Origin of the sequence: Methanolobus sp. ZRKC5, from assembly GCF_038446525.1 — an archaeon.
Taxonomy (GTDB): Archaea; Halobacteriota; Methanosarcinia; order Methanosarcinales; family Methanosarcinaceae; genus Methanolobus.
This window is the reverse complement of sequence record NZ_CP151792.1, coordinates 2703958-2716838: the sequence shown is the minus strand read 5'-3', so window position 1 is coordinate 2716838 and position 12881 is coordinate 2703958. Positions and strand designations below refer to the sequence as shown.

The window sequence follows — 12881 nt, the reverse complement described above, 5'->3', positions numbered from 1 at the left end:
ATGTACGAACTTGCTGAAAAGGCCCTTAAGGCAGCAATAAAATATGGTGCAAAAGAAGCTGAAGTATATATTATGGAAAGTCAGAAAACTTCTGTGAACATACAGAAGGATCTAATCGAGGGCGCAAAAGAAAGTATCACAACTGGAATCGGTATACGCGCAGTTATAGATGGTGCCATCGGATTTTCAAGCACCAACATAATGAGCCTTATTGATAAAACGGCAAAGAATGCAGTCAGTTCTGCAAATATACAGGACAGCGACCCGGACTGGAAATCATTACCATCGAATCAGAAATACCCAACTGTCTCTGGAACAATGGACAAGCAACTCCAAAAAATGGAACTTGACGAATGCATTGTTCACACTATGGAAATGATAGAAAGTGCAAAGAACACACCTGGAATTATAGTTACTTCAGGCAGTTTTGGTCGCAGTCATGGAAAAAATCTTATACTGAACACAAATGGGGTAGAAATATCAGAGGAAGGAACCGGAGTTTCCGGATTCGTCGATGTTATCACAAATTCAGGAGAAACATCCACAGCCTATGATTTTGCAATATCCCGAAAGAATGATATTGATTTTACTTCCATTGGGAAAAATGCAGCTGAACTTGCAAAGATGTCACAGAATACAATATCCATCGAGCCCCACAAGACAGAAGTCGTGATTCATCCTTTTGCATTCTCAGACCTTATTGAAAATACATTCATGCCATCAATTGATGCAGATAATGTACAGAAAGGACGTTCAAACCTCATTGGAAAGAAAGGCGATATAATAGCAAATGAGAAACTTTCAATATATGATGACGGTTTGCTTGAAGGCGGCATAGAAACTGGGATCGCAGACGATGAGGGAGTTGCATCACAAAAGAACACTGTTATTGAAAACGGGACATTCATGTCATATCTTTATGACACTTACACAGCAGGCAAAGATGACGTGGAAAGTACCGGTAATGCATCCAGGAATTCATATCTTTCAACGCCTTCCGTAGGAACCAGAAATTTCATCATTGATTTCCCCAAATGCGATATTATAGCTGACACTGACACTGGTGTTTACGTAAATACAGTAATCGGAGCGCATACAGCAAACGGAATATCCGGGGATTTCTCTGTGGAAGCAAGGAATGCTTTTACAATTAAAGATGGAAAGCTGGACAAGCCTATCAAATCACTAATGATATCAGGCAACATATTTGATATGCTTAAGAACATCAATGGTGCTGGCAACGATGTAAGGAAAGTGGGTGGCACTATTACTCCTTCAATAAGGGTTTCGGATATGAGTGTCATTGGCTGATCATAAAAAATTGTATGAGAACAATATTGTTCTCATAAATTATTTTCTTTTTTATGTCACATTATACACATTGCATTTTGTAAAAGTGTGCACTCACCTGAAGATTTTTCTTTTTTTAAGACCACTGTATCTGATTGAAAGTACACTGTTTCTCAAATGTGCACATCATTTAGAAACAAATATATGCATATAAATTATAAGGGAGTCATAATAAATTAAAATAATCATACATATCATATTTATTGTAAGGCGAATAAATGGCAACATTGCACGAAAAGACATTGGGCATCATTGGTGCAACCCTAATTGGGATGATTTTGATCATATACCTTAGCTCACATTTTATAATCATAGATAGCTTTGATAAATTGGAAGAACAAGATGCCAGAGAAAATACCATTTATCTGAAAAACACATTATTATTTGAAAGTCTGGAGCTTGAAAATAAAGCTGCTTATTGGTCCGTGTGGAATGAGACGTACCAATTCGTTCAAGACAATAACAGTGAGTATATTGGAAACTACCTGATGAACGATACTTTTCTGAATCAGAGACTGGATTTTATGTTCTTCTATAATGATTCCGGGATTATGACCTATAAAAAAGTACTTTCATTAAAAGAAAACAATGACCAGACCATAAGAAAGCTTGAAGAGCATCTTGAACAGAAAAGCTATCTTCTGGAGCATGAGAATAAAAACATCAGGAAGACAGGATATCTGGTCTTTGAAGGCAAGCCGGTAATAATAACTTCTCAGCCAGTTATTAGAAGCGATAAAAGTGGTCCCATCTCAGGAACTGTGATCATGGGAACAGTCCTTGATAATGCTGAGATCAAAAGATTAAATGAAATAATGAATCTGGAACTGTATATCAAAAACATCCAGGATTCCACAGATAATAACAATGATATAAACTCTGCAAAAGGTACGAAGGATGAAAATGCAAATATCAGCCTTCTCACTGATAATGGCTACATTTCTTCATATGCACCTTTCAATGACATCTACGGAAACGATGCGTTTTCCCTGGAAATAAGAATTCCCCGGGATATACATAACCAAGGCGTCAATACTATGAACTACTCCCTCGTGGTTTTGCTCCTTACCGGCATCATTTTTGGTGTTTCCGTAACAACCCTGCTTAAAAGATCACACATATCACGCCTCAAGAAGCTTCAGAATGAAGTGAGAGACATCAGCAATCTGGGAGATTTCTCTAAGAGAGTATGCCATGAAGGAACTGATGAAATTTCCGACCTTGGAAAATCAATAAACAGGATGCTTGAATCACTTGAAAGCTCACAGAATTTAATTATAAAAAGAGATACTACTATTAATGCTATTTTGCAGGCAATGCCTGACATGATGTTCCAGATCAAAAAAGATGGAACCATTTGCAATTACAAACTCTCCACGGATAACTGTATTTACGAATCTCCTGAAACTGAGCTCAATATCAAAATTGATGATGTTTTTCCCGCCCACATTGCAGAAATGGAACTTAAGGTCATAGAACAAGCCCTTCTTACAAACAAGATTCAGACAATGCAATACGCAATGCCTGTTAAGGGCGATATGCGGGATTTCGAAGTAAGAGTGGTAGCCAGTGGTGAAGACGAGGTTATGGCTGTTGTTAAGGACATAACTGAGATCAAGCAGGCAGAGGAGATGCGCAAAAAAGATCTGCTCTTAAAAGAGATACATCACCGGGTAAAGAACAACCTCCAGATCATATCAAGTCTGCTAAGACTCCAATCAAGAAAATTCACTGACAAAAATACCATAGAGGCTTTCAGAAAAAGTCAAATACGTGCCAAATCAATGGCAATTGCCCACGAAAAATTGTACCAGTCGCATAACATTGAGAATATAGAATTCGAAACTTATGTCGACACCCTCACTAAATACTTGCTAAGTTCATATGGCTGTGATCCTGCAGATATCAAAATTGATATAAAGATTAAAAACATAACACAAGGAATTGATACAGCCATTCCACTGGGCCTTATCATAAATGAGATCATTTCAAATGCCTTGAAACACGCATTTACGGGTCAAAGGGGGAAAATTCTAATAGAAATGATCCCTGAGCAAGATGGCCTTTACATGCTCGTTATCAGGGATGACGGAATCGGATTCCCGGAAGACATAGATTTCATGAAAACGGAATCATTGGGGATGCAACTTGTTGTTTCATTGGTTGAACAAATTGAAGGAACCATAGAACTCATTAGAGGGCACGGCACAGAATTTAGAATCACATTCAAAGAACTATCCTATAAAAGAAGGGACTACTAATGACTAATGAAAAGATAATGATAGTCGAAGACGAGAAAGTAGTAGCCCTTGATATCAAATGTAGTTTGGAACATTTTGGATACTCTGTCCCATGTATGGCGGCCAGTGGTGAAGATGCCATTGAATTCGTTAACAGATTCAATCCTGATCTGATATTGATGGATATAGTCCTTAAAGGAAAGATAGATGGTATAGATGCTGCAAAGGCCATACGTAAAAATTCAGATATACCGGTTATCTATCTTACCGCCTATTCGGACGAGAGAACACTGCAAAGAGCAAAACTCACAGAACCTTTCGGCCACATTTTAAAACCCTTTGACGAAAGGGAGCTTCGAACCAATATTGAAATTGCATTATATAAAAATGAAAAAGAGAAGGAAAAACTTTTCGATCATGAAAAATGGATTACTTCACTGCACAATAATTTCGGTGATGCGCTCATATCCACTGATAACAATGGAACAATTAAATACATGAACCCTCTGGCACAAGCACTCACCGGATATAAGCAAGAAGAAGCCCTAGGACAGAAAATAAGTAAAATACTCAAGGTCGTTTGTGAAGATAATAAGTGTGCAGAGGATCCAACAAAAAAAGTTATTCGAGAGGGTGCATTCTTTGGTCTTGATGACAACACAATACTGATATCAAAAGATAACACCCACATACCACTTGACATAATAGGCTCCCCAATTACAAATAAGAGAAACGAGGTCATCGGTACTGTCATTATTTTTTACGACATAACTGACAGGAAAAAAATAGAAAGATCGTTCCGAAGTTTTGAAGTTGCTTATGTATGATCGATTCTGTAATTCTTTTTTACGTATACTGGTTCTTTAACGCCACAAGTACAAGCAGCAATGAAAACAGCAACATAGCTGCACAGATATAAAAAGGCAGTTCAAATGAAATATAACCTGCAAGAAGCCCACCCATAATAGGGCCAAGTGCCATTCCGGCTGCCTGGGAAGCTGTTATAGAACTTACTTTGGAACTAACCGACACTCCCGCAAGTTCAACTGCAAGAGCCATTACTGGTGTTTCCACTGCAGCCATGGATATACCCTGGACTGCACGCAGTACTATTAGCTGGGTGACGTTGTCAACATGACCAAGACCAATTACGATTGGAATATTGAGTAGCAGACCCAGTGCAATTATCCGTTTTCTTCCTATACGATCTGATATAAATCCCATAGGAGTCTGGAATATCACCCTCACAATAACATAAGCAGAAACCGCAATACTGAGAGATATCGGACCGGTATTGAGCCGTGTTTCATATTCGGGCAGGAAAGCAAATATAATCATTATCCCTGCCATCATCATGAACATTGCAATTGAAAGGATTGCAAACTGAAATCCTTGCTTCGGCTCCGATATATTTTTCTTTTGAGCTGTAACATCATGAGTCTCCGATACAAAAAATGATATTAATATCAAGCTTACAAGACCCAGTAACGCACACACATAGAATGCTGTGACAAAACCGTAATAACTGGCAAGTATACCACCTATGATGGAGCCGGTGCCAAAACCAAAACCCCTGACAGTGGAATATATACCGATTGCAACGCCTCTTGTGCTGCTTGTTGACATGTGAGTGACCATTGCAACAATAGCAGGCACAGTTGCACCTACAGTGATTCCCTGTACAATGCGAAGCAGCACCAGCTGATCAAAACTATTGGTGTTGGCATAAATGAAAGATATCAGAGTAAATCCTGCCATTCCAAGAACAACAAAAGGCTTTCTTCTGTTAAGAGAATCTGACAAGCGGCCAAGAAATGGCTGTGAAATAGCATTTGACAGTCCAAAAACAGTAGCAATGATGCCTGCCCTGACAACTATCGGTGTGTCAGAGAAAATATTACTATCCAGGCCAACTATGTACAAAGGAAGCAGGAATGCAAGCATCCCGGTACCCAGATCCTTGAATAACTTGGAAAGAGAGAGCACATAAAGTGCAGGATCTAATTTCTGTTCATCTTTTTGAAGTACCGGAGCATCTGAATTCATCATACGACCTGTGTATGGTGATTATGTCTCAAACTATAAAAGCATAGAATCAGGAATCATACATATAGAATATTTCGCAAACATCCTGATATTGACAGAGAAATGATGTCCTTGGACAGAAAAAAATCATCAGAATGATTAAATGCAGGACCTAAATATGTCCTGCTTTAAAAGATTCATTCAACGACAATGAGTCCGCCTTTTGTCCATGGATGGGTAACAAGTTCATATTTATAAGTGCCCACATCTTCAAACGTGTAGGTGAAAGTATCATTTTTCCTGAGTGTCGGAGACTGGAAACTGTCCCCCCCTACAAGATTTCCTTTTATGATAAAGGCCACTGAATCATTATTTATCCACCTGACAGTATCGCCTGGTGAGATCATGCTTGAGTAAGGATGGAATTCATATTCATTGATATATATAATCGCATCTGCCTCAACAGATTGTGACTCTGAAGATTGCTCATCAACACAACCTGAAAAGGATAATGATAATACAGATATTAGCATTATCAGGAAAATTAGACTTCTTGCTCTCATATTCTTAGAAGAATTACTATTTCCTAATAACACTTTTGATGGTAAATTAATTCCTTTCACGCTGCATTAGGTACATTTCTTCAAGACGACCAATGGTCTCAACATCTTCAACAGATTTGTCAGACCTTACATTTACCAGTCTCGGGAAACGAAGTGCATAACCAGATTCATAATTGACACTTTTCTGGATCTCTTCAAATGCAACCTCAAAGATTATCTCAGGCTTAATTTCGACCTCTGTTCCAGACTCCACTATAATAAGTTCAGAGAATATTTCCGTGAGTTCGGCAAGTTGTTCATCTGAAAAACCAGTCGCAACACGCCCAACAGGCAGGAAACGTCCTGTGTCAGGATCATGACATGCAAGTGCGTAGGACCCAAGGAAACTGGTACGCCGACCGTATCCCCATTCTGCGCCTATTACAACAAGATCCAGAGTCTCCATGACAGGCTTTTTCTTGAGCCAGTTCTTACCGCGTTTTCCCGGAGAATAAGGTGACTCCGGGTTCTTTATCATCACGCCTTCATGACCTGCTTTAAGAGCAGCATTGTATATTTCCACAATTTTTTCAGAATCATCGGTCAGATACTGGGTATCGACGTTGATCTTAGCCCCATTTTTGACACAACCCTTAAGATTCTCCCTTCTCTGTACGAGCGGAAGGTCAAGCAGACCCTCACCATTTAGATACATAATATCAAAAAGATTGAGTATGAGAGGAATCTCACGTGCTGTAGCCTGAACATCATGTTTTCTTCTGAAACGTTTCAGTATTTCCTGGAATGCCTTTGGTCTTCCATTTTCATCGATGGCCACGGCTTCACCGTCAAGTATTGCAGACTCAGCACTTACATTCTCCCTTACTGCTTCTACGATATCAGGAAGAGAATCTGTTATATTCTCAAGGCGGCGGGAGAAAAGAGTGATATTATCACCTTCTTTGTGTATCTGCACCCTTGCCCCGTCAAATTTCCACTCTACTGCAGCAGTTCCTATATCTGAAAGAGCTGCATCAAGACTTGGAGTTATCTGAGCCAGCATCATGCGTATGGGCCGATTGAGCTCAAGGCCAAGAGATAGTACTGCATCTCTTCCACCTTCTCTGGCGGTGCTCGCGACAAGTCCGAGGTCATTGCTAAGCATGAAAGCCCTTTCAATTTCCTCTGCAGGAACATCGAAGGCTTTGGAAATGGCATCCCTTACTATGCCTTCGCCAACTCCTATCCTTAGTTCTTCCACTGCAAGGCGTGCAATATAGCTCACCTCTTCCGGTGAAGTTGAATTAAAAAGATACTGAAGATTTTTTATTTTAGATGTCTGGGAACCTTTTCCTGATGCTTTAGAAATAGCCTTGAATCTTTCAAATACATCAAGAATAGAGAGATCATTGGACTCCTCCATGAATGAAGAGAAGGTAGCCTGGCCACTGGATACCTTTTTTAGAGCTCTTGAAGCAGTTTTACCGATATCACCTGTTTCCCTTACAAGTTCCTTTATATCAGAAACCGCAAGTCCTGCTGATTTTGCAAGAGCATTGTAAAGAATACCGGCACCAACACCAATCTCTTCGCTGCTCCATGCAGGAAAGATCTCACCCATCACAAAATGAGTGACAACCGGAAGTTCCTCAGGAGTGACCTGTTCAAGCAATTCAGCAACCAGAGATGCCATATCTAGGGAACCGGAAGTGCTCTCGATGACCTTGCAGATCTGAGAGAATTCTCTAAAACTTGTCATTATATGATCCTCGTCCCGGAAATATCGAATTTCAGTCCCTGTAAATGGATATCATGTCACTCAGAATCGCACTCGCTGTTTCAATGGAACCTGCTCCACGCCCTGTTACAGTGATGGGGCCGGAAAGGTCAGTTTGCACGGATGCAACATTAAGAGAACCACCAACTGCCAGTGGGTGATCTATTGGCACCAGTTTAGGAGCCACATTTATCCTGCTGTCGTTGACCTCTCCTATTAGTTTGATAACATAACCATCATTATGAGCCAGCAACAGTGCTTCAGGTGTAATCTTCGTTATGCCTGTGACTGTGACATCCTCATGAGTTGCATTCATTCCGAATATGCAATTTGCAAGTATGACCATTTTGCAGACAGTATCAATACCCTCCACATCATATGTCGGATCGGTTTCAGCATACCCAAGCTCCTGCGCCTCTGCAAGCATCTGCTCATACGGAGCATGCTCCTCCATCATACGGGTGAGGATGTAATTACAGGTACCGTTGAATATACCTTCAACATTGGTGATCCTATTACCTGCCAGCACATCTCTTGCAAGATTCAATACAGGCATTGCACCACCTACAGTCGCTTCGAACAGGAATTTGGAACCAACGGCATTGGCAGCTTCCATAAGCTTGCCGTATTGCATCGCAAGGGGACCTTTGTTTGAGGTGACCAGATTCCTTCTGTGTTTGAACGCCATAAGCATGTTCTCAAGACCGACACCACCAGTTACTATATTGGTGGGAGTTGTTTCCACAACAAGCTCGTGGTCAATACTCTCTATAATCTCAAGTCCGGTAAGCTTTTCAGCACCAACTGTACTTTCTGTGTTCTTTCTGGAGATAACGGCAGCAAGGTCTACCCCATCTGTATCAATAGCAGCTGCTCTTGAGTCTGCGATCGCAACAACTTTAAAATCAATTCCAATACTTTCAAGATACTCTTGTTTATCAAGAATGACCTTTGCAACACCCTGACCCACTGCACCAAAGCCTATAATAGAAACACGAATTGTTTTCATTAAATTGCCCCCAATTCACTATTAATAGGTTCAATGACCAGAAGATCTTTCTTTTTTGCAATTTCCTTCAGAAGCTCAATAGCGGATGCAAGATGCTCTTTGCTTACTGCATCTATTTTTAATGATGCTGATGATGGCATTTTTATCTTTGGCATAGAAAGGTTGAGGTCAACAATTTCTGCATAGCCTGTGTTATCGATTTTATCTATGGTATCCTGAATATCAGTGTGCACTATATGTCCGATAAGAATTACCGCACCATGCTCAAAATACCTCTTTTCATCAATACGTGCAATACCTATATCGCTATCTTCAAGGCTGGTAATAATACTTTTAAGATTATCCGGTTTTGTCTCAAAAACGATATGAACCGGAATAGTACCGCGGGGAGTCCTTTTTTCATGATGGTGGACCACCGATATCAAATTACCTTTGAACTCGGATACCGGTCGTAAAGCAAGAAGTAACTGCCCGGGGATATCTTTTAACTCAATGTCCATGGAAACTCGCATGTATACCCTCGTAAATATGTAAATAGAATTATTTCTGAATGCTTAACCTCATACACATTAAATGCAGTTATACATTTTGGTTTGAATCTTCTGCATCTTCCCTTTTTTCAAGAATTATAACGTTACCCCGACCTTTCTTGAATTTTCTAACAATACCCCGGCTCTCAAGATCCGATACCATAAGGCTGACCTTGGCTTCAGAGTGTTTTACCTTTGTACGCAATTCCTTCTGGGTAATTCGACCTTCATTCTTTGCAATGAGGTCTATAACCTCTCTTAGATCATCAGGTAACTCCTGCCATTTATCGTCGGGAATTATTGAACCAAAATTATCATGAGAAATATGATGACTGTCATCCTCAGATATAGAGGTTACACTGCGTTGTTTTACAAAATAATATCCCCCAACAGATAACACAGCAATGAAAATAAGAATAAGTATAATACTCAGGGAAAATGGATTGGTTTCTCTATCATTAGCATCTGATAAATTAGCAATTTCATCAAGCTCAGAAAACTCAGTCCCATTAAATGGTGCATCATAATATACAGGAAGCAGGAGCAGATCCATCACGTAGTCCCCATCACCGGTGATGGTTATTTCCTCTTCAGTATATGCCACCAGATTGTTTCCACCATAAAAACTGGCTGATATAAGGTAATCCCCAGGTTCCAGATTAAAGGAATATATCCCATATTTTGCAAGCATTGATTGGGGAGGAGTTGAGTTCACCTCGACAATGACATCTTCCAGAGGATCAAATGAGTTCCACTCATATACCGCACCATGAATGGTTGCCATCTCTGCAGCAGTTGAAAACTGGACACCCGCAAGCATCACGGTTGCGATTAGGCAAAGCAGAATCATTTTTTTGTAAATCACAGGATGTATATTTAGCAAGTACACACATATAATAGTTACTTCGAGCAGGAATCTGAAGAAAGATAAAGTTTTATCAAGTAAAATAAACTGTTTTAAGGCTTTTTTACACAATGAAGCATACGTAAAGTTCCCGTAAAGTAAAGTATGATTATATCCGGCTCTGCGAATCTAAGAATTACAAGTGTAAGTTAAAGCACACCACCAAGTTATTGCTTCCGGGCATATCAACCACCAAATTTGTGCTTGGCTTTCACTTACAAAATAAAAGAAAAAAAACGGGAGAATATTGATTATGAAAATAAGAACATTTACATTAGTTGCTGTAGCAATTATGCTGGTAAGTTTATTTACAGTGACTGCCATGGCAGCAGATCAGCAAAGGGACAGAGACCAGGACTGTACTGGTGTACCTGATGAAGCACTAAGAACGCAGACAAGAACAGGTTTCAATGCTGGCGATGTTGCAACTGGAGAAGCCGGTGTCAGTAACGGATATTGCGATGGCAGCAACTGTGAAGGCAATTATGATAGAGAATGTGATGGTAGCGGTTCCCAGAATGACAGAGACTGTGACGGAGATGGACCAAAGAGAGATGGTTCATGCCAGATCTAAACCGTAAATGAATAAATTATGAAATTCCGGCTAATATAGCCGGAACTTTTTATTATATATAAACATTTAAAATACCATCTAAAATACATAAAAATTCAACAAGAGGAGTGGAGGGTTATCGAATGAAAAAACAAGGATTGAGAATATTTGCATACCTAACTGTAGTACTCATGCTGCTAAGCATCTTTTCGGCAGGAGCACTTGCAGCGTCTGATAATGGACAGAGCAGCGATAATGGAATGTCAGAGAAAAAAGTTCAGGACAACGATAGTTCTGATGAACAATCTGATGAAACAGAAGATGATAATGAACCTTCGGGTGTTCAGGACCATGACAGAGATCATGATATGGTAAATGCCCCTGATGCGACAAGAAAAATGGCCGCAAATAAAGTAATAAACAGAGTTCAGGAAGTTAAGGACACAAGAGATGGATACCTTGAAGCAAAAAACAATTTTGCCAGTATAAAATCTAAGAATCCAAACCTGAATTCTGAAGAAGCTATTGAAGCTACCAAGACATATCTGACCAGTTCTATCGATTATATGCTTTCATTCCTTGTTAACGAAGAATACATCGAGGAACTGGAAGAAGAAAGAGACAATGTAGAAGCTGCAACCACCAGAGCTGAACTTGCAGATTCTGCAAAGAACATCAGGAATATATGGAATGATTCCCGCAAGAACCGCATAGTTACTTCAGGAAAGGTCATCGACAACAAGATCAGTGAAGTTGTAAAAGCATCTGATGCTCTTATACTACGTCTTGAGAATGAGATCACTACCATGAAAGAAAATGGAGAGGATGCAGAAGAACTTGAAGAAATGCTCGCCAAGTACCAGGAGCTCATGGATGATGCGAAGGAAAACCAGGAGCATGCAAGAAATACATATAGAAATGGAAACGGCAGCAACGGTGAGAATGTCCGTGAGGCTAACAGGTATATTGTGCAGGCAGGAAAAGATATCAAGGACGCAAATGGCCTACTCCGGAACATGCTCAAAGAGCTTAAAGAGCAGAGAGAAGGAGTAGTAGTACTCAGTGGAAGTGGCGAGCTCACTGCAGAAGGTGATGGAACTACAGTCCTTTCTGGCAATCTTTCTATTAGCACCATATCGACCAATGCAACACTTGTCATAAAAGATATGGCAGGGAATGCAACAATCGATATTGATGAAGATGAATATGAGTCATCCAACATTGATAATGGCAACAGTACAGACAACAACCGTGCATTTGTCTACCATAATGTCACAGGCGATGTGTTCATTGAAGGAAGCCGTCTTACAGTAATGATTCGTGGAGACAACATTGAACTTACTGCCGAAGGAACAGGTACTGCAGTACTTGCAGGCGATGGTACCTATGAAGTTGAAAGAGAATCCGGCGACTGGGCAAGCCGCTACGTAGACGATGACTCAGATGACGAACAGGATGATGATTCTTCAGACAACGAAGTCGATGACGATTCATCAGACAACGAAGAAGATGATGATTCCCCAGATGACGAACAGGATGATGATTCTTCAGATGATGACAATGAAGATGATTCATCGGATGAAAATGAAAACACTGTCTGAGAGTAGGAATGAATGAGAAACGATATAGGAGTTGAATGAAAATGGTAAAACTAAGAAATATCGTCATCATCGCTGTCCTTCTCTGCGGTGTTGTAATGTCAGGGTGTGCTGATAAAAGTATTACTGAAGAAGAGACAGTAACTAATGATACTGAACCCGAAATAAGTGTTGCAGACGAGCTACTCAGTGAAGAAATGGTGGGTATCACAGACACCGAGATACAGGCTCTTGAAGCTGAACTGGCAGAGCTTGAAGCACTTATTGACGAAATCGATCTTGAAGAAGATATTGTTCTCGAAGAAATATGAATGCCTGGCATTCATGTTTTTTTTGTTTTGACTTTTTTTACA

Annotated in this window: 12 protein-coding genes; 6 read left to right on the top strand and 6 right to left on the bottom strand. The window is 40.0% G+C overall.

From position 1 onward, the window contains the following. The 3 genes from WN948_RS13340 to WN948_RS13330 all read left to right on the top strand — a co-directional run bounded on the left by WN948_RS13340 (window position 1) and on the right by WN948_RS13330 (window position 4417). Window positions 1-1311 (top strand): TldD/PmbA family protein, encoded by a 1311-nt coding sequence (locus WN948_RS13340; RefSeq protein WP_342304676.1) that lies wholly within the window; start codon window positions 1-3, stop codon window positions 1309-1311. 257 nt (window positions 1312-1568) lie between these two features. Further along, complete coding sequence (locus WN948_RS13335) at window positions 1569-3611, top strand: CHASE4 domain-containing protein (protein ID WP_342304675.1); 2043 nt, start codon at window positions 1569-1571, stop codon at window positions 3609-3611. Beyond that, a complete protein-coding gene (locus WN948_RS13330) occupies window positions 3611-4417 on the top strand; it encodes a response regulator (RefSeq protein ID WP_342304674.1) in 807 nt (268 codons plus the stop codon). Before WN948_RS13335 ends, WN948_RS13330 begins: the two co-directional genes overlap by 1 nt. Window positions 4418-4436: 19 nt before the next feature. Here WN948_RS13330 and WN948_RS13325 read toward each other — a convergent pair whose 3' ends face one another. The 6 genes from WN948_RS13325 to WN948_RS13300 all read right to left on the bottom strand — a co-directional run bounded on the left by WN948_RS13325 (window position 4437) and on the right by WN948_RS13300 (window position 10323). Then, window positions 4437-5639 carry an MFS transporter gene (locus tag WN948_RS13325; protein ID WP_342304673.1) on the bottom strand — a complete coding sequence of 401 codons (1203 nt, stop codon included), beginning with the start codon at window positions 5637-5639 and terminating at the stop codon, window positions 4437-4439. A gap of 173 nt (window positions 5640-5812) precedes the next feature. Continuing rightward, window positions 5813-6178 carry a hypothetical protein gene (locus WN948_RS13320; RefSeq protein ID WP_342304672.1) on the bottom strand — a complete coding sequence of 122 codons (366 nt, stop codon included), beginning with the start codon at window positions 6176-6178 and terminating at the stop codon, window positions 5813-5815. Between the two features lie 46 nt (window positions 6179-6224). Next, window positions 6225-7916, bottom strand: a complete 1692-nt coding sequence (locus WN948_RS13315; RefSeq protein WP_342304671.1) for an ATP-dependent DNA ligase — start codon at window positions 7914-7916, stop codon at window positions 6225-6227. 31 nt (window positions 7917-7947) lie between these two features. Beyond that, on the bottom strand, window positions 7948-8943 hold the full coding sequence (locus WN948_RS13310) for a homoserine dehydrogenase (protein WP_342304670.1): 996 nt from the start codon (window positions 8941-8943) through the stop codon (window positions 7948-7950). Continuing rightward, a complete protein-coding gene (locus WN948_RS13305; protein WP_342304669.1) occupies window positions 8943-9455 on the bottom strand; it encodes an amino acid-binding protein in 513 nt (170 codons plus the stop codon). The genes WN948_RS13310 and WN948_RS13305 overlap by 1 nt, the downstream gene beginning before the upstream one ends. Window positions 9456-9522: 67 nt before the next feature. Next, window positions 9523-10323: a winged helix-turn-helix transcriptional regulator gene (locus tag WN948_RS13300; RefSeq protein WP_342304668.1), complete on the bottom strand. Its 801-nt coding sequence runs from the start codon at window positions 10321-10323 to the stop codon at window positions 9523-9525. Between the two features lie 307 nt (window positions 10324-10630). On the opposite strand from WN948_RS13300, the gene WN948_RS13295 reads away from it, so the two are divergent. The 3 genes from WN948_RS13295 to WN948_RS13285 all read left to right on the top strand — a co-directional run bounded on the left by WN948_RS13295 (window position 10631) and on the right by WN948_RS13285 (window position 12839). Further along, window positions 10631-10951 carry a hypothetical protein gene (locus WN948_RS13295; protein ID WP_342304667.1) on the top strand — a complete coding sequence of 107 codons (321 nt, stop codon included), beginning with the start codon at window positions 10631-10633 and terminating at the stop codon, window positions 10949-10951. Between the two features lie 122 nt (window positions 10952-11073). After that, window positions 11074-12531 carry a hypothetical protein gene (locus WN948_RS13290; RefSeq protein WP_342304666.1) on the top strand — a complete coding sequence of 486 codons (1458 nt, stop codon included), beginning with the start codon at window positions 11074-11076 and terminating at the stop codon, window positions 12529-12531. Window positions 12532-12572: 41 nt separating this feature from the next. Beyond that, on the top strand, window positions 12573-12839 hold the full coding sequence (locus WN948_RS13285; RefSeq protein WP_342304665.1) for a hypothetical protein: 267 nt from the start codon (window positions 12573-12575) through the stop codon (window positions 12837-12839). The last annotated feature ends 42 nt before the right edge of the window (window positions 12840-12881 follow it).